This is a genomic window from Bombilactobacillus sp. ESL1197 (assembly GCF_058107145.1).
In genome coordinates this window covers 79,903-101,825 of record NZ_JBYLTY010000002.1, presented here as the reverse complement: position 1 = coordinate 101,825, position 21,923 = coordinate 79,903, and the positions used below count along the sequence as shown (strand labels likewise).

The following is a 21,923-nucleotide window of genomic DNA, read 5'->3' as shown; positions in this document are numbered from 1 at the left end:
CTCTTATCGTTATCTTTTCCAATAAAAACTAATTATTTTTCAATTCTTGAATGCGCGCTTGAATTTTAGCATAGCGTTCTTGATTATCTTGCAACTTATTTCGTTGTTGTTCAACCACTGCTTGGGGTGCGTGATCAACGAATCCTTGATTACTTAACTTTTTATTTAAGAAATCAATATCGACTTGAATCTTAGCCAATTGCTTTTCTTGGCGCGCAATTTCATCTTGCACGTTGACTAATTCCGTTAATGGTACATAAACCTCTGCTCCATCAACAACGGCACTGAACGCTAATTTGGGAGCCGTTAAATCAACGGCAATTTGTAAATCTTTAGGATGGCCTAAGCGTTCAATATAGTCTTGGCTAGCTTGAATCAAAGCTAACTTCGTTGTATCTTGCGGCTTAATTAAGATGTCAATCGGGTTCGCTAAGGGAGCATTGGCCTCAGAACGGATCTGGCGAATGGCTTTAATAATCGCAATCACAATTTGCATTTGTTCCACTGCTTGGGGCCGTGCCAATTCTTGATGAACTTGTGGATATTTTGCAACGACCAAAGATTGACCCTCATGTGGCATCGTTAACCAAATTTTCTCAGTGACAAATGGCATAATAGGATGCAATAAACGCAAAATTTGATCTAAAACATAAGCTAACACATAGCGTTTATTTTGTTTCTTAGTCTCATCAGTTCCGTTGAGCGTGGCCTTACTAAATTCGATGAACCAATCACAAAATTCATTCCAAACAAAGTTATACAGTGCGCGACCGACTTCACCAAATTCGTACTTATCAGACAATCGGAGAACATTTTCTACGGTGGAATTTAATTCTGACAAAATCCATTGGTCAGCTAAATCTAGTTGTTGTGCTTGAGGCATAGTATTTGGTGCCGGAGTATCGGCTAAATTCATAATTACAAACCGACTAGCGTTCCAAATTTTATTAATAAAGTTCCAAGCAGCGCCCACTTTTTCGTAACTAAATCGCGTATCCTGCCCAGGCGCAGAACCAGTAATTAAGAACCACCGGAGTGCATCAACACCATACTGATCAATGACATCCATTGGGTCAATCCCATTACCTAAAGACTTACTCATCTTACGGCCTTTTTCATCACGCATTAAGCCGTGAATCAAAACATCTTTAAAGGGCCGTTCGCCAGTAAACTCTAACCCTTGAAAGACCATCCGTGCTACCCAGAAGAAAATAATATCATATCCAGTAACTAAGGCATTGGTTGGGAAATACCGCTGAAAATCAGCACTTTGTTCATCTGGCCAACCTAAAGTGGAAAACGGCCACAATGCACTAGAGAACCACGTATCCAACACATCTGGATCTTGTTCCCAATTTTCGGCATCTTTGGGTTCAGTTTCGCCTACGTACATTTCACCAGTAGTTTTATTATACCAAGCGGGAATGCGATGTCCCCACCATAATTGCCGAGAAATTACCCAATCATGGACATTTTCCATCCATTGCTCAAAGGTATGTTCAAAACGCTCAGGCACAAAGTGGACTTTGCCGTCAGTTTGTTGATTTTTTAACACCATCTCAGCTAAGGGTTTCATCTTCACAAACCATTGAGTGGATAAACGGGGTTCAACTTGCACTCCAGAACGTTCTGAATGCCCAACACTATGAGTAATTGGTTCTTCGCTAAGAAGATAGCCCTGATCCTTTAAATCTTGAACCATTGCCTTACGCGCCTCAAAACGATCCATTCCCGCATATTTACCGGCTTGCTCATTCATTGTTCCATCAGCGTTCATGACATTAATCCGCTCTAGATTATGACGATTACCGACTTTAAAGTCATTAGGATCATGTGCGGGCGTAATTTTAACCATCCCAGTTCCAAATTCAGGATCAACATAATGATCTTCAATAATTGGTAACTTGCGACCAAATAATGGTAGAATCACTTCCTTACCCACGATATCTTGGTAGCGTTCATCTCCCGGATACACTGCAATTGCCACATCTCCCGGCATCGTTTCGGGACGCGTTGTCGCAATTTCAATAAAACCGGAACCATCAGCAAACGGATACTTAACATGATAAAAAGCTCCAGCATCGTCTTGATGCTCAACTTCAATATCTGACAAAGCTGTTTGTAATTGGGGATCCCAATTAATAATATACTCACCACGGTAAATCAAACCTTTGTTATAAAGGTCAACAAACACCTTGCGCACCGCTTTTGATAATCCTTCATCTAAGGTAAACCGTTCGCGGGAATAGTCTAAGGACAAGCCCATCTTAGCCCATTGTGAACGGATAATTTGAGCATATTCTTCTTTCCACTTCCACACTTCATCAACAAAGGCCTCACGCCCTAAGTCAAACCGAGTCTTACCTTCTGCACGCAGTTTAGCCTCGACTTTGGCCTGGGTCGCAATTCCGGCATGATCCATTCCCGGTAAATATAATGTATCAAAACCTTGCATTCGTTTTTGACGAATCAAAATATCCTGTAAGGTTGTATCCCAAGCATGTCCCAAGTGTAACTTACCAGTAACATTTGGTGGTGGAATAACAATCGAATAAGGCTTGGCTTTTTTATCACCGCTGGGCTTAAACAAACCGTCATCCACCCATTGTTGATAACGTCCCGCTTCAACTTCATTATGATCATATTTAGCGGACATTGTAAATTCTTCAGACATATTTTCAACTCCTAAAATAAAAAAATCGTCCTAATTACTTAGGACGAATGTGGGCATACGCGGTACCACCTAATTTAAAGTCAATGACTTTATCTTAATTTGATAACGGATTCCCGGTCATTCAGACAAGCTCACAAGTTACTACTTTGATTAGTTCACCGACTAACTCTCACTATGATAGTCTCGCTGTAAATCAACTGCTCAAAGCCTCTTGCTCATTGCTTTTTAATATTTATTTAATAATAAGAAAAAAAAGTTAACACGTCAAGTTTTATTACAGCAAAGATTCGATTTCTTCATCCTTTTGTTGTAAAAAACTATCAAATGGTGTGATGTTAGTTACTTCAATTCCAGCCAAGGCCCGTTTAATTAGCCCATCAACATCTAACAACGCTTCATATTGCCGGGCTTTTTGTAAATTAGGCTTAGTTTTTGGACGTGGTGGTGCAAAAATAGTACAGCAATCTTCAAATGGTTGAATTGACAAGTCAAAAGTATCAATCTCTTCAGCAATTTTAATGATTTCAGTTTTATCCATCGTAGCAACCGGACGGACAATTGGTGTCGTTGTCACATCATTGATCGCTGCCATACTCTCTAACGTTTGAGAAGCTACCTGCCCCACCGACTCACCATTAAAAATGGCCAAGCCTTGACGTTGTTGGCGAATCAAGTCTGTCAAACGTAACATAAAACGCCGTTGAACAGTCATCAAGTATCCCTCAGGAACTTGCTGCTTAATCGTTTCCTGAATTTCCGTAAAAGGTACTTGAATAAACTGAATATGACCAGCATATTTGGCTAACTTCACAGTTAGATCTTTTGCCTTTTGTAAAGCATGTTCACTCGTATAAGGCGGACTATAAAAATGCACCATCTCAATATCAACACCGCGTTTTAGCGCCAAATAACCAGCAACTGGTGAATCAATTCCCCCTGATAACATTAGCTGCGCTTTACCGGCGGTTCCTACTGGTAAGCCGCCCGCGCCTTGATAGGTCTGACTGGATAAATAAGCTCCGTCTACCCGAATCTCAATCCGAATTTTAATATTGGGCTGGCGCATCTCTGCTTGAATATCTGGTAAATTTTCACTGACAAAATCGCCTACAGCCAAATTAATCTGATTCGTATCATACTCAAACGTATGATCGGCCCGTTTAGTAGTAATTTTAAAAGTTTGCGTTCCGCTATATTGCTCTTGAACCATCGCTAAAGCTAGTTGTTTAATGGCCGTTAAGTCCTTAGCAATCCGGACACTGGGTGAAAAATTTTGAATGCCAAATACCGATTTTAACTGCTGCATAACGCCTTGAGCATCAGCACCATTTAAGGCAATATGCATGCGATCTCGTTTGGGATGAATTCGTACTTGCGGATACGGATGTAAAACTTTTTCGACATTGCCATGTAAACGGTCAATAAAACTCCGGCGGTTTTTGCCTTTAGTCGATAATTCTCCGTAGCGTACCATAATTTCTGTATATTCCATAAATTTGTGGCTCTCCTAATTTAAAACTTGAAAATGTTGATAAATTTTATCTAGTGCTTCAATAAACTGCTGCATTTCTGCAACTGTATTCATTTCATCCAAACTCACTCGTACCGCACTAGTCGCAATCTGATCTGGAACGTGCATTGCTTTTAAAGTAATCGATTCTTCACCGTTTCGTGACGAACATGCACTAGTTGTGGATAAATAAATATCATACTCTTCAAAAGCATGCACAATCGTTTCACCACGCACACCCTTGAGCGCAAAACACAAAATATGCGGTGCAAAACTATCATCCATTTGTGAAAAAATAACAGCATTTGGTAATGTCTGTAAATGATCAAATAACATCTGTCGCAACTGTTGTTGTTTTTTAGCTTTAGCTGCTTGATCAGTTGTGGCTAAACGCCAAGCTCTGGCCATAGCGGCAATCGCGGGTGTATTTTCTGTTCCACCACGCCAATTCTGTTCTTGACCGCCACCATTAATTAGCGGCGCAATTTTCCGTTGCTTTTTGGCATAAATAAAACCAATGCCGCGCGGAGCATGAAACTTATGACCTGAAAAAGTAGCAAAATCAATCCGAGGATGCATTAATTGTGAACGTAAATTTTTACCAACTGTTTGTACAGCATCCACATGAAAATGAACATTAGGATAAGCTTTCAGTAAATCACCAATCGCCTTAATCGGTTGAATTGCGCCCACTTCATTATTCACGGCCATAATCGTTACCAAGATCGTGTCTTTACGCAATGCTTGTTGAACATCAGCGACCTGAACATGACCGCTTTTATCGACCGGTAAGTAAGTGACCTCAAAGCCTAACTTTTCTAATTGATGCAAAGTATTAGTCACCGCGGGATGTTCAATTTGTGAGGAAATAATATGTTTTCCAAAAACCTGCTTTTCTAAAGCAGTCCCCTTAATAATCCAATTGTCACCCTCGGAACCACCGCTAGTAAAATATATTTCATCACTATCACAACCCAAACTAGTGGCAATTTGGTGGCGCGCTGCCTCTAAAATTTGGGTCGACTTATCTCCTAAATGATGCAAACTCGAAGGATTGCCCCAAAAATCATGACTCACCTGTTGATAAGTTTTTAAAACTGATGGTTCAACTAAGGTGGTGGCACTATTATCAAAATAAATCATAAAGCTTCAACACTCCCAATCCCAAGAAAAAAATCCTAACTACGAAGCTTAGGACTTTTGAGGATAATCTGAATAATACAAATCTTCAATTCGTTGCACTGCTCCTGGCTCAACTTTCTCTAAAGCTGTAGCAATCGTTTGTACGGCCTGATGATAATCAAATTCTTGATCATACTGCATCTGGGCCTTTTGAGCAGCAGTTTTTACTTCGGGTACCGTTGCAACATATCTATTAGCATATTGTAACAGGCGCCCAGTAATTTGTACATCAGCAAGTAATTGCTGGGTTAACTGTTCAAAATTATTTAAATCTTCTTGTGTCACAAATAATTGCTTGGTCAATTCTTCAACATCTATCGGCAATTGTTTTAACATTTTCCCGACTTTATTAACTTCCTTTGTAACCATGGCAGAATATTTTTGATAGTCTTTCGATGTTCCAGGCAAGTGCAAAACAGCTACTTGGCGTTGTAAATGATCTAACTTAATCGTAAATTCTTGATAAGAATTAGTTGCCACAGATCTGCCATCTACTAAACCATCTAAATTTTGCTCAATCTTAATTTGTTGTTGCTCGATATCTTGTAATTGTTGATTTAATTGTTGTAACTGTTGCCAAACCTGGGAAAAAATAGCCTGTTCATCCCGAATCAATTTCAATTGCTTTTGATATTCAGTTTTAATCTGAGCAATTTTTTGTGAATAGGAATTGGCTAGCTGCCGCTCGCCTTCATTCACAACGTACTCGTCTAATAACTGATTAATTTTTTGTTTGAGTAACCGATTTTGACGTTCAGCATGCCGGATAAAATCGCCAACTACTGGTTGATTACGCTGAACTTTGCGTTTATCTCGCCATTCCTGTGTAATTCGATGATATAAATAGTCAATTTTATCCTGGACTTGCTGATTAAGCTGATCAAATTCGTCAAAATTTAATTTCACCAGTAACAAATGCATTTGTTGCAGTAATTGCTTAATGTCTTTTAATTCCGTACTAATCTGCGGATCAGTCATTTTGATACTGGTAAATTGCATCTTCTTTTCCGCTGCTTGTAACTCTTTTAATTGTTCGGAATAATCAATCTTTAAACGCTGTTGCACTTGTTGTAATTGTTGCTGATAATTGGCTAAAGCAGCTTTAATTTGTTGTAGATCTTGTTGGGCCGCCAAAGCGTCACCTTGATTAATTTTATCTTCAATGAGTGCAAATTGCGTCATGATTTGTGTTAACTGTTCACTTAAAGGGACGACCAAATCAGCTAATTCTTCACGATCATTTAACAACTGTTGTTGTTGTTGAACTTTGGTCTGCAAATCTTTTAATGTCGTCTGGTTTTGTTGAATACTTTGAAATAATTGTTTTAAGCCCTTATTAGCAGTTAGTAATTTTTGCTTCTGCTCCGTAAGAATTTGTGTCAAATGCTTCAATTGATGCCAAGCCGTTAACACCCGAAAACTCGCATTCTTTTCTGAAATACTAATCAACTGTGTTTGTAAATCTATAATTTGGCCTTTGCTAGCTTGATAAGCTGAACGATCTTTTTGAAAATGATCTAAACTAGCGCCAGTTAATTTTAAATCGGCTATTTGATCCAAAATAGTATCTAGGTTGTCTTCTTTGAGCTGATCAAATTGTGCCGTTAACTGATTAATAGTTTTTAAATTTTTCTGATAAAAGTAAATGATACCAATGATCATCACAACGATTAAAATAATGACTAAAATAAAAAATATCAAATTTAAGCCTCTCATATGAACATTAATTAGCAATTTATTTTTATTATAACAAATAAAGCTATCATTAATCCTTAAAAAAGTCTTAAAATCTATTCTACTATTATTGTAGCCATTAATCGTGTTGCTTAAAAGCTTGACTTTTTCTATTAAAGTAACTAAAATCAACTGCGTGTAAAATAATTGCAGCACTGAGTGACAAGCTCGTCAACAGTTAATAGCTCGAATGTTCAATTGTGTAACCTCCAGCTGCAAAAGGTGAAGATTGTAATATTAACTGCACGAATGTTGAACTCAAACGTTCATTATTTTACTCCAATCAAAATTTTGGAGGAATTTTTTATGCGTTATACAGGCCCTACTTGGAAAAAGTCACGTCGGTTAGGAATTTCTTTATCTGGCTCTGGTAAAGAATTAGCTCGTCGTCCTTATGCTCCGGGACAACATGGTCCCAAGAATCGGAACAAGTTATCAGAATATGGTACTCAATTACAAGAAAAGCAAAAATTACGTTTAATGTATGGTTTAAATGAACGTCAATTTAGAAATGTCTTCTTACGTGCCGGTAAAATTCGCCAAGGTAAACATGGTGAAAACTTTATGATTTTATTGGAAACTCGTTTAGACAGCATTGTTTATCGTTTAGGTTTAGCAACTACACGGGCACAAGCACGTCAGTTGGTTAACCATGGTCATATTACTGTTGACGGCAAACGCGTTGACATTCCTTCTTATGAAGTTCAACCAGGACAAGAAATTTCTTTACGTGATCGTTCCAAAAACTTACAAGTTGTCAAGGATGCCTTGGAAGCTAACGTAGCACGTTTACCATTTGTAGAATTTGACGAAGATAAAATGACTGGTAAGTTAATTCGTTTACCACAACGTGATGAATTAGCTCCAGAAATTGATGAATCCTTAGTCGTTGAATTTTACAACCAAATTTTGTAATTTACTTTTGTTCCACAAAAAAAAGCAATCTTCGGGTTGCTTTTTTTTGTGAGAAAGGATCATAATTTGAGTCAACCTCTTGCTTATCGTATGCGTCCTAAAACCTTATCTGAAGTAGTGGGACAACAACATTTAGTCGGCCCTGGTAAAATCATCTGGCGTATGGTGCAAGCTAAACTTTTATCATCCATGATCTTATATGGTCCACCCGGGACCGGCAAAACCAGCATTGCTAGTGCCATTGCTGGCAGCAGTCAATATGCTTTTCGCCAACTTAATGCGGCCACGGACTCTAAAAAACAATTACAAATTGTAGCCGAGGAAGCCAAGATGAGTGGCACGGTTGTTTTGCTACTGGATGAAATTCACCGTTTAGATAAAACCAAACAAGACTTTTTATTACCTTTGTTAGAAAGTGGGCAAATTATTTTAATTGGGGCCACCACCGAAAATCCTTATATTGCTATCAATCCCGCAATTCGCAGTCGAACCCAAATTTTTGAAGTTAAACCGCTCAGCGCTTCTGATATTAAACAAGCTATTCAGCGTGCTTTAAGCGATCAAGCTCAAGGACTAGGTCAATATCCTGTGCAAATCACCGATTCTGCTATGGAAATTTTAACTACTGCTACCGGAGGCGATTTACGGAGCTCATTAAATGGATTAGAATTGGCAGTCAAATCGACTCCGAAAAATGAGCAAGAACAAATTGTTATTACCGCCGAAATCATTAGTGAATCCCTGCAGCGTAAAACATTAACTGCTGATAAAAACGGTGATGGTCACTATGACGTCATTTCAGCTTTTCAAAAATCGATTCGTGGTAGCGATACAGATGCGGCATTACATTATTTGGCTCGTTTACTGGCAGCTGGTGAATTAAAAACAGTCATTCGTCGTTTAATGATCTGTGCGTATGAAGACATCGGACTAGCTAATCCTCCAGTTTGCCAACGAACAGTAGTTGCTTGTCAAGCAGCCGAGCAAGTTGGACTGCCAGAAGCTCGAATTCCCTTGGCTGATAGTGTCATCGAACTCTGTTTAAGTCCCAAATCAAATTCGGGCATTAATGCAATTGATGCGGCATTAGCCGACGTTCAAGCCGGTAAAATTGGCACTATTCCTGATGATCTCAAAGATACTCATTATCAAGGTGCTCAGCTCTTGCAGCATGGTTTAGGTTATCAATACCCACATGATTTTAAAAATGATTGGGTGGCTCAACAATATTTACCTACTAAATTAAAAGGAACGCAATATTATCACGCCAAAAATAATAGTCAATATGAAACTAATTTACAAAAGACTTACCAGCATTTGAAAATATTACAAAATAAATCCAACAAGGCGGACCAGTCATGATTAAACTCTTAATTGCTATTTTTATTATTATTATGCTAATTTTGGCAATATTATTAATTACTACTAAAGATCACCCTTTCATTGCTGTTAAACAAGAAAATTTACCACAATTAAAAAAAGTGGCTCTCATTACGGCCACTTTCCTACTTTTAGTCAGTTTACTGGGAATCATTCTATTAATTTGGGCACCACTTGATTGGAATTTAGCGACTTTAGTCATTGGTAGTTTAATTGTCGGTGGTTTTTCTTTAATAGTTGTCCAACTAGATAAGTAACTCACATGTGCATTTTTATTATAAATCAATTAAAATAGCTATTGTATCGCAGATAAGTTATTAGGGGGGATTTGATGTTACAAAATTACCAATCCATTTTAGTACCAGTTGATGGTTCTTTTGAAGCAGAAATGGCATTTAACAAAGCTGTCGAGGTTGCCAAGCGTAACCAGGCCGCATTAACAATTTTACATGTTGTGGATACGAGAGCTTTTCAGGATGTTTCTAGTTTTGATTCCTCAATGGTAGAACAAGTTTCTCAAACTGCTCAACAAACCATTGATGAATATGAACAATTAGCTTTAAAAAAGGGCGTTACTTCCGTCAAAACTTCGATTCAGTATGGTGCACCCAAAACCAAAATTGCCCGCACTATTCCGAAAGATTTAAATATTGACCTAATCGTCATTGGCGCTACTGGTTTAAATGCTGTCGAACGTTTATTAATTGGTTCCGTCACAGAATTTGTCACTCGCAATGCTCCTTGCGATGTCATGGTCGTGAGAACCGACTTACAAAATCAGACTATTAAAGAACAGCCTGGCACTGAATCAAAGTAAAAATTTAACAACTAAAAAACACTTTAGTTAATATCTGCATCAATCATCTTAGATATTACCCTAAAGTGTTTTTTTAATTGTTACATCATTATAAAATAAATTCATTTCAATTCGTCTGCTTACTTAAAATCGTTATTACTAAACATGTAGCTCTTATAATGATAACGCATTGACATAATGATTCCAATTCCAATCATATTACCTAATAGTGCAGAACCACCCTGTGAAATAAATGGTAATGGAATACCCGTCATTGGTAATAAACCAATACTCATACCAATATTTTCAAAGACATGAAATAAAATCATCATAATGATCCCCGTGGAGACATACGCATAAAATTCATTTTTAGTATCGAAGGTCACTTTTACCATTTGTGAAATTAACATAAAATAGATCAAAATTAAGCAACAGGAGCCAATAAAACCAAAGTTTTCACCCATAACTGAAAAAATCATGTCCGACTCTCTAACAGGGACATAGACATTAGAATGGTTAAAACCCTTACCCCATAATTTACCAGAACCAATTGCTTTTAAGTTTTGCCACAATTGATAACTAGAATTCGAAGTATCTCCTGACGGGTTTAACCAAGAATCAATTCTTTCAAACTGATAAGCATGAAAACCTAAATGACTCAAAAACTGCCGTCCATCACCAGTCGACACTAAATAAATGGCGCCACCACCTAAAATTCCTACAATGGCCACCAACGTTAGCAAAATGCGCCAATCAATACCGGAGACTAACATGACACCTGCAATAATGGCTAAGAAAACTAACATCGTCCCAAAATCTTTTTGTAAGAGCATCAATAAAATAACTGGTAAGGACCATAACAGAATTCGCCCAATTAAAATTAAATCACTGTGCAAATCATGTTTAGGATAAGCGTGATTATGAATCGTTACCACGCGCCCTAACATAATAATAAAAGCTGGCTTCATTAACTCCGATGGTTGAAAGGAAAATGGACCCAAAGCAAACCAACTTTTAGCGCCAGTCTTCACCGCATATTCACGACTATAAAAAAACAATACTGCAATTAATAAACCGATACCAATCCAATAAGCATACGGAGCAATACTCCATAATTGTTCTGCATCAAGGTGCATGATAATAAATACGCCGATAGCCCCAATCAAATACCAAACCAATTGCGAAAGAACCATATGCCACGGGCCACCACTTCTTAAATCGTGCGAAGCAGCTACATAAATTGAAACCAGACCAATCAAAGCCAAGAGCATTACCGAAAAAATAACCCCGTAATCAATGCGAGAATTATCTTCATCAAGATTACTTTTAGATTTACTTCCTAATCCCATAACGAATCCTCTAGTGTAAATGTAGATTAAATTGCATTAAGGCAATATTTAACGCTTCATTTAAATCCGACGCAACTAATTTAGTCGAATTGCTATCATCAATCAGTGTCACTTCAAAATGCTTGGAATCACTTTGATTGATTCGAGCAATTGTTTGGTCTTGACGTCCTTTAGCTAAAGTCACTTTCCAACTGTTGGTACCCGCTTCAACTAAGTTGACATTAAATTTACGTTCTTTTGTTCTCATAAATTCCTCTTTCATTTTTTAGGATGAAACCGCTGCGCGATAATTTCATCTTCATACTGTTCAGGATGGCGATTTTTCAATAACGTAAAATGATCTGGAACTGGATCAAATCCACCTTTAACAAAAGGGTGACATCTTAAAATCCGCGCACATCCCATAATAAATCCAAGCAAGCTACCTTCTTTTTTGATAGCTTCAATCATATAGGCCGAACAAGTCGGATAATATCGACAACTAGGTGGCAGTAAAGGAGAGAGATACTTTTGATATAACTTAATTAACCTAATTAACATGGTAATTAATTAGAAAACTTAAAGATATGAATCCAAGTGCTTGGCAACAACGGCGTTAAAGGATTACCGCCGCCAATAACAGCTCCAATCATCATGCCTAATATGAATAAAATAATAAAAGCTAAAATAATTTTTAAAATAACTTTAACTAAATGATTTCCAAATGATCCGTTCATAATTCAACCTAACGCTTTTTATTATTAGCTAATCGTTCTAATAAGATGCCAGTACCCTTAGCTACTGTATCTAATGGATCTTCAGCTACAATCACTGGAACTTGTAATTCCTGTGCAAACAATTTGTCAATGCCCTTAACTAAGGAACCACCACCAGTGAGCATAATTCCCCGATCAATAATATCAGCTGCTAATTCCGGAGCTGCCTGTTCCAAAACTGTCTTAACGCCTGCAATAATCGAATTTAAAATATCCGCTAAAGCCGCCTGAGTTTCTACTTCAGAAATAGTTACTCCCACTGGTAAGCCAGTAGCAACATCGCGACCGCGAATCGTAATTTGCTTATTAGGATCGGGTTCAAACGCTGAACCAATCTGTTTTTTGATATCTTCAGCTGTGCGTTCACCGATAATAATATTATTGTGTAATTTGACATAGTTTTGGATGGCAGTATTCATCTCATCACCAGCCAACCGCATTGATTTGCTGACTGCAATATCGCCCATGGATAAAATAGCAATATCGCTGGTTCCACCACCAATATCAATGACCATGTTACCTTGTGGTTTAAAGATATCCATACCAGCGCCCACAGCTGCTACCTTTGGTTCCAATTCTAAGTAAACATCTTTACTACCTGTCTGTTCAGCCGCTTCAATAATTGATCGCTGTTCAATAGAAGTAATATTTGTTGGACAGCAAATCATAATCGTGGGATGAGAGAAACGGGAATTAACATTTATTTCATCAATAAAGTATTGTAACATTTTTTCCGTAATATCAAAATCAGCAATTACGCCATCTTTCAGAGGCCGAATAGCCTTAATATTGCCCGGTGTTCGACCAACCATTTGATAAGCCTTCGTACCTACTGCTAAAACATGATTATCATCCGTATTAATTGCCACTACAGAGGGTTCATTTACAACGATACCTTCACCTTGAACATTAATTAAGACATTAGCTGTTCCTAAATCAATTCCAATCGATTTTGCCATTTTAAGCCTCCAAAAAAAGTCTTCACAAGATAGGATTATAACATAACTGGCTGCGCTAAATGGATATTAGCGATAAATTACAATGACTTTAAAACATAAAAATCAAATTTTGAAAAGTTTGAATTAAACTAATAAAAAAAGAACTCACAGTATATCCTAAAGCAATCGCCAAAAAGGTAATTAAAATTTTCCCTGAATTATTAGTATGATTGTGTAATAACTTATCCCAGTTTAACGTTTGAATTGCTAAAAACGCGATCCAAATAAAAAAAACGTGACTACACAAAGTTAATAAACTTTGAATTCCGACTTGTTTCACAGAAAAATCTCCTTTTAATCCAAAACTGTTTGAGAGCTAGTTGTCAAACAACTCTACTAAACTTCTATCATTGATTTTATCATACCAATCGCTAGAAAAGAAAAAATCCTCTTATCAATAAGAGGATTTTAACGATGATTATAAACATTGATCCGATTAATTGCCCGGGCCAAGGCTACCTGCGCTCGTTTAACTTCATCAATGTCTTGAATAGTCTCTGCGTGCTTGATTTGTTCTTCCGCTCGCTGCTTAGCATAACGTGCCCTGCGCAAATCAATATTACGTGCCCGTTCAGCACTATCAGCAATAATATTTAATACATTATCTTTAAATTCTAAATAGCCACCATTGACCGCAATCGCATCTTCTTGATGTTCATTGTTTGCTCGCAATACGCGTACTTCAGCAATTTTCAAAGTAGCGATAATTGGTAAGTGATTCGGCAAAATTCCCAAATCACCATCGCTAGCTCGAGCTACTACACGTTTGGAATGATGAGAATAAACTTGACCAGCGGGAGTAATAATATTGACAGTTAAGACAGAATCGTCTTCCATAACCTTAACCTCCTATCATTAACTAGCTGCTACATCATCAGTTTTAGTGGTAGAAGCTGCTTCATCAGCTGGTTGATAACCCATTTGCTTAGCTTTTTGCAAAACTTCATCAATAGTTCCAACGCTTCTGAAGGCATCTTCAGGTACATCATCATATTTACCAGCCAAAATTTCTTTAAAGCCTTTAACGGTATCTTCAATAGAAACATAAGAACCTGGCTGACCGGTAAACTGTTCCGCAACATGGAAATTCTGTGATAAGAAGAACTGCATGCGCCGTGCACGAGCAACAATTTGCTTTTCTTCATCAGATAATTCATCCATACCTAAAATCGAAATAATATCTTGCAATTCATGGTAACGTTGTAAAACATGCTGTACTTCGGTTGCCACTTCATAATGTTCTTGACCCACAATTTCTGGATCCAAAGCACTAGAAGTTGAAGCTAACGGATCAACAGCTGGATAAATTCCTTGTTGGGTTAAACTTCTTTCCAAGTTGGTAGTGGCATCCAAATGGGCAAATTCTGTTGCTGGAGCAGGATCAGTATAATCATCCGCCGGCACATAAACCGCCTGAATAGAAGTAATGGATCCCTTTTTAGTTGAAGTGATTCGCTCCTGCAACTGCCCCATTTCGGTCGCCAAAGTTGGCTGATAACCAACCGCTGAAGGCATACGCCCTAACAAAGCCGAAACTTCTGAACCAGCCTGTGTAAAGCGGAAGATATTGTCAATGAATAGTAACACATCTTGACCTTCCACATCACGAAAGTACTCAGCCATCGTAACACCAGTTAAAGCCACCCGCATCCGCACACCGGGAGATTCATTCATTTGACCAAAGACCATCGCAGTTTTAGCCAGCACACCAGATTCTTTCATTTCATAGTACAAGTCATTACCTTCACGGGTTCTTTCACCCACACCGGTAAAGACAGAAATACCATTATGTTCTTGAGCAATATTATGAATTAATTCCTGGATTAACACAGTTTTACCAACACCGGCACCACCGAACAAGCCGACTTTACCACCGCGCAAGTAAGGTTCCAGTAAATCAATCACTTTAATACCAGTTTCCAAAACTTCAGAAGTCGTATTTAAATCTTCGTATTTAGGAGCTTCTTTATGGATACTTTCCCGTTGAACATCCGCTTCAAGGGGCTCACCATTATCAATTGGTTCGCCTAAAACATTAAAGACTCGTCCTAAAGTCACATCACCAACTGGAACGCTAATCGGATGACCAGTATCTTCAACAGCCGTTCCCCGTTGTAAACCATCGGTTCCGGCCATCGCGATCGTCCGCATTACTCCATCACCTAATTCCAAAGAAACTTCCAAAGTAATTTCATTTCCTTGATTAGTCTTAACAAGTAAAGCATTGTTAATATCTGGTAAGGAGCCATCCAGTGGAAATGATACATCAACAACAGGTCCGATAACCTGAACTACTTTTCCTTGACTCATTCAAATAACTCCTTTCCTTATTCCAAAGCCGCCGCGCCACTAATAATTTCGGTAATTTCGGTCGTAATTTGTGCCTGCCGCGCACGATTATACTGTAATGACAAACTATCAATCAGATCATCAGCATTATCAGTAGCCGTTCTCATTGCAGTCATTGAAGCAGCATGTTCGGCTGTTTTGGCATCCATAATTGAACCAAAAACTACTGATTCAATATATTGTGGCACAATTTTTTCTAAGACGCTTTCCACACCAGGATCAACGATATACTCTTGGAGTAATTTGGGATGCTGTAAATCTTTTTTGTTTGCAACATCGCGTGAAATAGGTAATAATTCATCGGTCACAAATTGTGAAGTTAATGAATTAACATGATGATTATGACATAAAATTAAACGGTCAAATACGCCATCATCAAATAACTCAACGCACGCTTTCACCAAATTAGAAATAGTCAAAAAAGTTGGAACATCTTCCACACCACGATATTCATAGGCAACATCGTAGCCTCGTTTTTTAAAAAAGTCTGCTCCGGTGCCACCAACAGCAATAATTGTAAATTGGCTTTTATCATTGTGGTGATTCTTTTCTAATAATTCCATTGTTGCTTTTAAAATAGTTGAATTGTAACTGCCAACTAAACCACGATCAGAAGTAACTACCATATAAGCAGTCTTTTTCACCGGCCGCACTTTTAACAAATGATCCAGCGATAAAACCCCTTTTTGGGGGTCTTCACTTTCGTAATTATTAACTATTTTACTAGCAACTAAATGCCCCATCGTTTCTTTAATTTTTTGTTCGTATAACTGATATGCAATAGATTTCTTCTCAATTTGCGTTAATTTTGATCCCGAAACCATTTGCATCGCATGCGTAATTTGACCAGTTTTTTTAGTCGAAGAAATGCGGCGTTTAATATCCATTAAGGATTCTACCATATGCCTTTTTCCTCCTTATTACTGCGCTTGCTGTTCAGTTGAATTAGCTTGATAACCTTCAGTAAAATCATGAACGGCACTATCTAGCTTCTTAGTGTCCGGCAGATTACCAGTGGTCTTAATCTCTTTTAACAAATCAGCATGATTACCAGCAAAGTAATCACACAATTGTGTTTGATAATCAGCAACCTGATCCTCATTCAAGTTATCCATATAGCCCTTGGTTAAGGCATAAAAGATAATAACTTGTTTTTCGACCGGAATTGGATCATGTAATGGTTGTTTGAGCACTTGCATCGTCACACGACCACGATTTAATTTTGCTTGTGTAGCTTCATCTAAATCAGAACCAAATTGGGCAAAGGACTCTAATTCATTGTAGGAAGCAATATCTAACCGCAAAGTACCAACAACTTTTTTCATAGCTTTAATCTGGGCATCGCCCCCGACCCGAGAGACTGAAGTTCCCGCATCAACAGCTGGTCGATTGCCGGCATAGAACATATCACTTTGTAAGAAAATCTGTCCATCAGTAATCGAAATAACATTCGTAGGAATATAAGCAGAGATATCGCCGGCTTGCGTTTCAATAATCGGTAACGCGGTCATGGAACCGCCACCTAATTTGTCATTTAACTTCGCAGCCCGCTCCAATAAACGAGAATGCAAATAGAAAACATCACCTGGATAAGCTTCACGCCCTGGTGGCCGCCGTAACAATAGCGAAATTTCACGATAAGCCGCAGCTTGCTTGCTTAAATCATCGTAAACAATCAACACGTGTTGACCGTTATACATGAATTCTTCACCCATCGCAGCCCCAGAATAAGGTGCAATATAAAGTAGCGGTGCTGGTTCACTAGGACCAGCTTCCACAACGATTGTATAATCCATGGCTCCCATCTTCCGCAACGTTTCAACTTGCGCACGAATGGTGGATTCCTTTTGACCGATAGCTACATAAATACAAATCATATTTTGATCTTTTTGATTCAAAATAGTATCAATCGCTACTGATGTTTTACCAGTTTTCCGATCACCGATAATTAATTCCCGCTGACCACGACCAATCGGAACTAACGAATCGATCGCTTTTAAGCCGGTTTGCAAAGGTTCAGAAACTGATTGGCGATCCATAACACCTGGAGCCGGTGTTTCAATAGGACGAGTCTTATCAGTGTCAATCTTGCCTAAACCATCTACTGGTTGACCTAATGGATTCACTACCCGACCAATTAACTCTTTACCAACAGGCACTTGCATAATCCGTTTAGTTCGCTTAACTTTATCGCCTTCACGAATATCATCAAATTTACCTAAAATAATAATGCCGACATCTGTCGATTCCAAATTTTGGGCAATTCCAAATGAACCATTAGTAAATTCTAGTAATTCATTGGACATGACATTATCTAATCCATGAGCACGAGCAATTCCGTCACCAACATAGGTTACAGTACCGATTTCTTCAACTTCAAGATCATCTTGATAATTTTTTAACTGCTCTTTAATTAAAGAACTGATCTCTTCAGCTTTGATGCTCATCAAATTCACCTCTATACTTTAATTAACTATTCAGCAATAATTGGCTCATTCGCTTCAAGCGCGAATTAACACTTCCATCAATAATTTGATCACCAACTTGTACAATCAAACCACCAATAATTTGCGGATCCAAATGAATCGTTAAAATTACCTTTTTTGCAGCAAACTGGCGACCAATTGCATTTTTTAAAGCGGTTTGTTGACGATCACTTAATTCAATAGCCGTGGTTACCGTTGCTTGATAAACACCCGTTGCTTGATTATACAAGTCCTGATAAAATCGTCTAATTTCGGTAAAAGCATCTAGGCGATGATATTCAAACAATAACTGCAAAAAATTTTGCATTAACGTACTAGCATTTTGCTTAATTACAACTAATAGTTTCTGTTTTTTCAAAGAAGATAAACGCGTATCAGTTAAAATATCGCCTAAATCAGGAATTTGTTCATAAACTGCTTGAATAGCATCTAACTCTTCAAGAATTTCAACTTGTTGATCTTGCTCTGTAGCTAATTCAAACAAAGCTCTTCCATAACGGCGACCAATTTCATCCTTATTTAGTTTCATGGCTTGGATTCAACTCCTTAATGTATGAGTCAATCAAGTCTTGTTGATCCGAAACTGACAACTCACGACCAATAATCTGTGTCGCGATATCTACTGATAATTGAGCCACGTCATGTTGGACTGACTTCATCGCATCCGCTTTCGCCTGTTGGGCATCTGCTTGAGCACGTTGATGAATATCTTGTGCTTCTGAGTGTGCCTGATCAACAATTGAAGTTCGTTGATCTTCACCAGACTTTTTGGCATCAGCAACAATTTGGACAGCTTCAGCTTTAGAATTTTGTAAAGCTGCAACACGCTTTTGCTTCAATTCATCGGCTTGTTTACGCTCTTTATCTGCATAATCAAGATCACCAGTAATCTTATCTACCCGTTTATCCATCATTTTGGTAATCGGACCCCAGGCAAAATGCTTAACTAAAAGCACTAAGACAATAAAGGATACTAAGACGAATAGTGAATCACCAGTTGAGGATGATTGTGCTGCCAATAATAATCCTGGTTGCACGACCGTCATTCCTTTCTAAAGAAGTTTTTCTCGTAATTAAAAGACTAATAAGAAAGCAATAACTATAGCTAAAATAGGAACAGCTTCAATTAAACCAACACCAATAAACATTGTTGATTGTAATTTACTAGACATTTCTGGTTGACGAGCCATACTTTCAATTGTTTTGGAAATAACGTGTCCATTACCATAAGAAGCCGCCAAAGCTGCTAAACCCGCTGCGACACCTGCACCTAAAAATTTCATTTAAAATACCTCCATTATTCACTAACTACTTTTTCAGAAATATAAACCGTTGATAAAACTACAAAAACATAAGCCTGAATAGCGCCGATAAAGACAGAAAAACCTTGCCAAATCATACTTAATGGAAATGAAGCAATATAAGTCCATACTCCGTATGATGGTGCCAGACGTTTCGTTATCAAACTTAACAAAACTTCACCAGCAAAGATATTTCCATAAAGCCGTAAAGATAGTGTTAAAAAGTTTGTAAACTCTTCCAAAAGGTTAATTGGTGATAAAAAAGCAATCGGTTGTAGATATGTTTTTAAATAACCACCAAAGCCGTGCTTTTTGACGCCAAAATAATGCGATAAAACCAAAGTAATAATGCCTAAACTCATTGTTACAATCGGATCCGATGTTGGCGATTTAACATACGTTTTACCACCAACAATGATTTCAAACATTAAGCCTAATTGGTTGGAAATAAAGATAAACGCAAACATTACAAATGCATACAGCATAAATGGTTGAGCTTCACTCTTCTGGGGAAACGATGATTTAACAATATTATTCGTAAAATCAACTAACCATTCCAGCATATTTTGGGCTTTTCCTGGACGCATTTTAATTTTGCGTGACATAAAAAAGAAGGCCAAAAAAACAATCACGGCAGCTATTAATGTTGACAAGCAGTTGGCAACATTAAAAGTTAACCCACCAATTGAAAGAAATTGATATGAATCATCCAACCAGCACAACTCCTCCCTTTCATTATTTTTCATTGCCTTTTAATAAAAAGTAAGGCACATGGCTAGATTACCACCAAAAGTTATAAAATCAAAGACATTTTCTCATAAAATTCAAAATTTATTTAGTTCCAAATAAGCGATCGCCGGCGTCACCCAATCCTGGGAAAATATAACCACTTTCAGTAATTTTTTCATCCAAAGATGCTGCATAGATATCAACGTCAGGATGCGCTTCCTGTACGGCCCGTACACCTTCGGGCGCTGCTACCAAAACGACTAAACGCATATTTTGCGCACCGCGTTTTTTCAAGGCTTCAATGGCCATATTAGCAGAGCCTCCAGTGGCTAACATTGGATCTACAATCAATAAATCACGTTGATCAATATCAGGTGGTAATTTAACAAAATATTCATGTGGCTTTAACGTTTCTTCATCACGATACATGCCAATATGCCCAACTTTGGCAGCTGGAATCAATCGTAAAACACCGTCAACCATGCCTAAACCAGCCCGTAAAATCGGAATAACGGCTAATTTTTTACCAGCTAATTGTTTTTGTGTACTTTTACCCATTGGAGTAATTACTTCGGTATCTTCTAATGGTAAATCGCGGGTAATTTCATAAACCATTAATTCGGCAATTTCATTAGCGACCTCCCGAAAGACGCGAGTACCCGTATCTTTATTACGGATAATGGTTAATTTATGTTGAATTAAGGGATGATTTAATACTGTAAATTTAGACATCCTAAATTCCTCCTATGCTTTAAAATGCTGGTTACCAGCTGCTTTATTTAATCGATTCATATAAGCGATTCCTAAGTCTTGATCAGAACTGCCTTGCGCCAAAATATATTCAATTTGATCATTTAAATCAAATTGTCTTAAGGCAGCAAACAGTAAATGACTGGCTGAATTTAAAGAATCTCCCAATGAAAAAGTATCTGTTGCTTGTTGTAAATCTAACGACTGTAAAACTGAAGTAGTGGCCATAACGGCAAAAGCTTTCTTTTGTTGTTGCACCCAAGTTAATGCTGCAGCAAAATCTTGAGGCTGATCCACAACAATTACCTGGGCTTTAGGAGCATAATGCTTATACTTCATCCCCGGAGCTTTCGGAATTTCACCAGCCTGAACCTTATGATGACTAGTTTGAACTGTACCAATAACTTTGGACAATTGTTGCTCAGTTAAAGCACCCGGACGTAAGATTGTGGGCACCTCACTAGTTAAATCTAAAACAGTGGATTCAAGCCCGACGCGTGTGGCACCATCAGCTAAAATCCCCGCGATTTTACCATGTAAATCATGGTAAACATGTTCCGGTAAAGTTGGGCTCGGTTTGCCTGAAGTATTAGCTGAAGGCCCAACTAAAGGACGTTGTACCTCACTAATTAAATCCAAAGTCAATTGATTATCAGGCATCCGAAAAGCCGCCGTCTTTAAGCCGCCGGTAACAGTTTTAGAGAGCTTATGATCGGCAACTGGTAGGATGATGGTTAACGGTCCCGGCCAAAAAGCCTTCATTAAAGGCTCAGCTAAGGATTTAAATTGCACATCAGCGTATTGCCACACCATCTCGGGACAATTAACATGAACAATTAACGGATTATCACTCGGACGCCCCTTAGCTACATAAACCGCTGCTGCGGCTTGGGCATTAGTTGCATCAGCACCTAAGCCATAAACCGTTTCGGTTGGAAAAGCAACTAATTGACCAGCTTTAAGTAGTTGGGCTGCTTGTGGTAAATCAGCACGAGTAAACATTTTCGTTTCCATT

General features: G+C 38.1%; 24 protein-coding genes. 4 read left to right on the top strand and 20 right to left on the bottom strand.

The annotated features are described in order from the left end of the window. Positions 1 to 28: 28 nt before the first annotated feature. From AC3B6B_RS06130 to AC3B6B_RS06115, 4 genes are all read right to left on the bottom strand, one after another. A complete protein-coding gene (locus tag AC3B6B_RS06130; RefSeq protein WP_489757806.1) occupies positions 29 to 2,674 on the bottom strand; it encodes a valine--tRNA ligase in 2,646 nt (881 codons plus the stop codon). A gap of 274 nt (positions 2,675 to 2,948) precedes the next feature. After that, positions 2,949 to 4,166, bottom strand: coding sequence for a tRNA uracil 4-sulfurtransferase ThiI (thiI, locus tag AC3B6B_RS06125; RefSeq protein WP_489757805.1), 1,218 nt, complete (start codon positions 4,164 to 4,166; stop codon positions 2,949 to 2,951). A 15-nt stretch (positions 4,167 to 4,181) separates the two neighbouring features. Beyond that, the gene (locus AC3B6B_RS06120; protein WP_489757804.1) at positions 4,182 to 5,327 is read right to left on the bottom strand and encodes a cysteine desulfurase family protein; all 1,146 of its coding nucleotides are present in this window, start codon (positions 5,325 to 5,327) and stop codon (positions 4,182 to 4,184) included. Positions 5,328 to 5,375: 48 nt separating this feature from the next. Beyond that, complete coding sequence (locus tag AC3B6B_RS06115; RefSeq protein ID WP_489757803.1) at positions 5,376 to 7,067, bottom strand: septation ring formation regulator EzrA; 1,692 nt, start codon at positions 7,065 to 7,067, stop codon at positions 5,376 to 5,378. Between the two features lie 339 nt (positions 7,068 to 7,406). On the opposite strand from AC3B6B_RS06115, the gene rpsD reads away from it, so the two are divergent. The 4 genes from rpsD to AC3B6B_RS06095 all read left to right on the top strand — a co-directional run bounded on the left by rpsD (position 7,407) and on the right by AC3B6B_RS06095 (position 10,212). Then, positions 7,407 to 8,015, top strand: a complete 609-nt coding sequence (gene rpsD / locus AC3B6B_RS06110) for a 30S ribosomal protein S4 (protein ID WP_489757802.1) — start codon at positions 7,407 to 7,409, stop codon at positions 8,013 to 8,015. A 66-nt stretch (positions 8,016 to 8,081) separates the two neighbouring features. Continuing rightward, positions 8,082 to 9,377, top strand: a complete 1,296-nt coding sequence (locus AC3B6B_RS06105) for a replication-associated recombination protein A (RefSeq protein ID WP_489757801.1) — start codon at positions 8,082 to 8,084, stop codon at positions 9,375 to 9,377. Then, positions 9,374 to 9,652 carry a hypothetical protein gene (locus AC3B6B_RS06100; protein ID WP_489757800.1) on the top strand — a complete coding sequence of 93 codons (279 nt, stop codon included), beginning with the start codon at positions 9,374 to 9,376 and terminating at the stop codon, positions 9,650 to 9,652. Before AC3B6B_RS06105 ends, AC3B6B_RS06100 begins: the two co-directional genes overlap by 4 nt. A 74-nt stretch (positions 9,653 to 9,726) precedes the next feature. Continuing rightward, positions 9,727 to 10,212: a universal stress protein gene (locus AC3B6B_RS06095; RefSeq protein ID WP_489757799.1), complete on the top strand. Its 486-nt coding sequence runs from the start codon at positions 9,727 to 9,729 to the stop codon at positions 10,210 to 10,212. A gap of 119 nt (positions 10,213 to 10,331) precedes the next feature. Here the strand turns inward: AC3B6B_RS06095 and AC3B6B_RS06090 are convergent, their stop codons facing one another. From AC3B6B_RS06090 to AC3B6B_RS06015, 16 genes are all read right to left on the bottom strand, one after another. Further along, complete coding sequence (locus tag AC3B6B_RS06090; protein ID WP_489757798.1) at positions 10,332 to 11,540, bottom strand: FtsW/RodA/SpoVE family cell cycle protein; 1,209 nt, start codon at positions 11,538 to 11,540, stop codon at positions 10,332 to 10,334. Positions 11,541 to 11,550: 10 nt separating this feature from the next. Then, positions 11,551 to 11,787 (bottom strand): DUF2969 family protein, encoded by a 237-nt coding sequence (locus AC3B6B_RS06085; RefSeq protein WP_489757797.1) that lies wholly within the window; start codon positions 11,785 to 11,787, stop codon positions 11,551 to 11,553. An 11-nt stretch (positions 11,788 to 11,798) separates the two neighbouring features. Then, positions 11,799 to 12,080: a membrane protein insertion efficiency factor YidD gene (gene yidD, locus AC3B6B_RS06080; RefSeq protein ID WP_489757796.1), complete on the bottom strand. Its 282-nt coding sequence runs from the start codon at positions 12,078 to 12,080 to the stop codon at positions 11,799 to 11,801. A gap of 5 nt (positions 12,081 to 12,085) precedes the next feature. Beyond that, the gene (locus AC3B6B_RS06075; protein ID WP_489757795.1) at positions 12,086 to 12,256 is read right to left on the bottom strand and encodes a DNA-directed RNA polymerase subunit beta; all 171 of its coding nucleotides are present in this window, start codon (positions 12,254 to 12,256) and stop codon (positions 12,086 to 12,088) included. Positions 12,257 to 12,264: 8 nt separating this feature from the next. After that, positions 12,265 to 13,254 (bottom strand): rod shape-determining protein, encoded by a 990-nt coding sequence (locus tag AC3B6B_RS06070; RefSeq protein ID WP_489757794.1) that lies wholly within the window; start codon positions 13,252 to 13,254, stop codon positions 12,265 to 12,267. Between the two features lie 88 nt (positions 13,255 to 13,342). Continuing rightward, positions 13,343 to 13,573 (bottom strand): DUF1146 family protein, encoded by a 231-nt coding sequence (locus tag AC3B6B_RS06065; RefSeq protein ID WP_489757793.1) that lies wholly within the window; start codon positions 13,571 to 13,573, stop codon positions 13,343 to 13,345. A 128-nt stretch (positions 13,574 to 13,701) separates the two neighbouring features. After that, positions 13,702 to 14,130 (bottom strand): F0F1 ATP synthase subunit epsilon, encoded by a 429-nt coding sequence (locus AC3B6B_RS06060; RefSeq protein WP_489757792.1) that lies wholly within the window; start codon positions 14,128 to 14,130, stop codon positions 13,702 to 13,704. A gap of 18 nt (positions 14,131 to 14,148) precedes the next feature. Beyond that, positions 14,149 to 15,603 (bottom strand): F0F1 ATP synthase subunit beta, encoded by a 1,455-nt coding sequence (gene atpD / locus AC3B6B_RS06055; RefSeq protein WP_489757791.1) that lies wholly within the window; start codon positions 15,601 to 15,603, stop codon positions 14,149 to 14,151. 17 nt (positions 15,604 to 15,620) lie between these two features. Beyond that, on the bottom strand, positions 15,621 to 16,544 hold the full coding sequence (locus AC3B6B_RS06050; RefSeq protein ID WP_489757790.1) for a F0F1 ATP synthase subunit gamma: 924 nt from the start codon (positions 16,542 to 16,544) through the stop codon (positions 15,621 to 15,623). An 18-nt stretch (positions 16,545 to 16,562) separates the two neighbouring features. Beyond that, positions 16,563 to 18,089: a F0F1 ATP synthase subunit alpha gene (atpA, locus tag AC3B6B_RS06045; protein ID WP_489757789.1), complete on the bottom strand. Its 1,527-nt coding sequence runs from the start codon at positions 18,087 to 18,089 to the stop codon at positions 16,563 to 16,565. A 22-nt stretch (positions 18,090 to 18,111) separates the two neighbouring features. Next, positions 18,112 to 18,657 (bottom strand): ATP synthase F1 subunit delta, encoded by a 546-nt coding sequence (gene atpH, locus AC3B6B_RS06040; protein ID WP_489757788.1) that lies wholly within the window; start codon positions 18,655 to 18,657, stop codon positions 18,112 to 18,114. Then, positions 18,644 to 19,174 (bottom strand): F0F1 ATP synthase subunit B, encoded by a 531-nt coding sequence (gene atpF, locus AC3B6B_RS06035; protein WP_489757787.1) that lies wholly within the window; start codon positions 19,172 to 19,174, stop codon positions 18,644 to 18,646. Before atpF ends, atpH begins: the two co-directional genes overlap by 14 nt. A 27-nt stretch (positions 19,175 to 19,201) precedes the next feature. Further along, complete coding sequence (gene atpE / locus AC3B6B_RS06030) at positions 19,202 to 19,411, bottom strand: F0F1 ATP synthase subunit C (RefSeq protein WP_489757786.1); 210 nt, start codon at positions 19,409 to 19,411, stop codon at positions 19,202 to 19,204. Between the two features lie 14 nt (positions 19,412 to 19,425). After that, the gene (gene atpB / locus AC3B6B_RS06025; RefSeq protein ID WP_489757785.1) at positions 19,426 to 20,142 is read right to left on the bottom strand and encodes a F0F1 ATP synthase subunit A; all 717 of its coding nucleotides are present in this window, start codon (positions 20,140 to 20,142) and stop codon (positions 19,426 to 19,428) included. Positions 20,143 to 20,260: 118 nt separating this feature from the next. Next, positions 20,261 to 20,890, bottom strand: coding sequence for a uracil phosphoribosyltransferase (gene upp / locus AC3B6B_RS06020; RefSeq protein ID WP_489757784.1), 630 nt, complete (start codon positions 20,888 to 20,890; stop codon positions 20,261 to 20,263). Between the two features lie 12 nt (positions 20,891 to 20,902). After that, positions 20,903 to 21,922 (bottom strand): L-threonylcarbamoyladenylate synthase, encoded by a 1,020-nt coding sequence (locus AC3B6B_RS06015; RefSeq protein ID WP_489757783.1) that lies wholly within the window; start codon positions 21,920 to 21,922, stop codon positions 20,903 to 20,905. Position 21,923 lies beyond the last annotated feature (1 nt).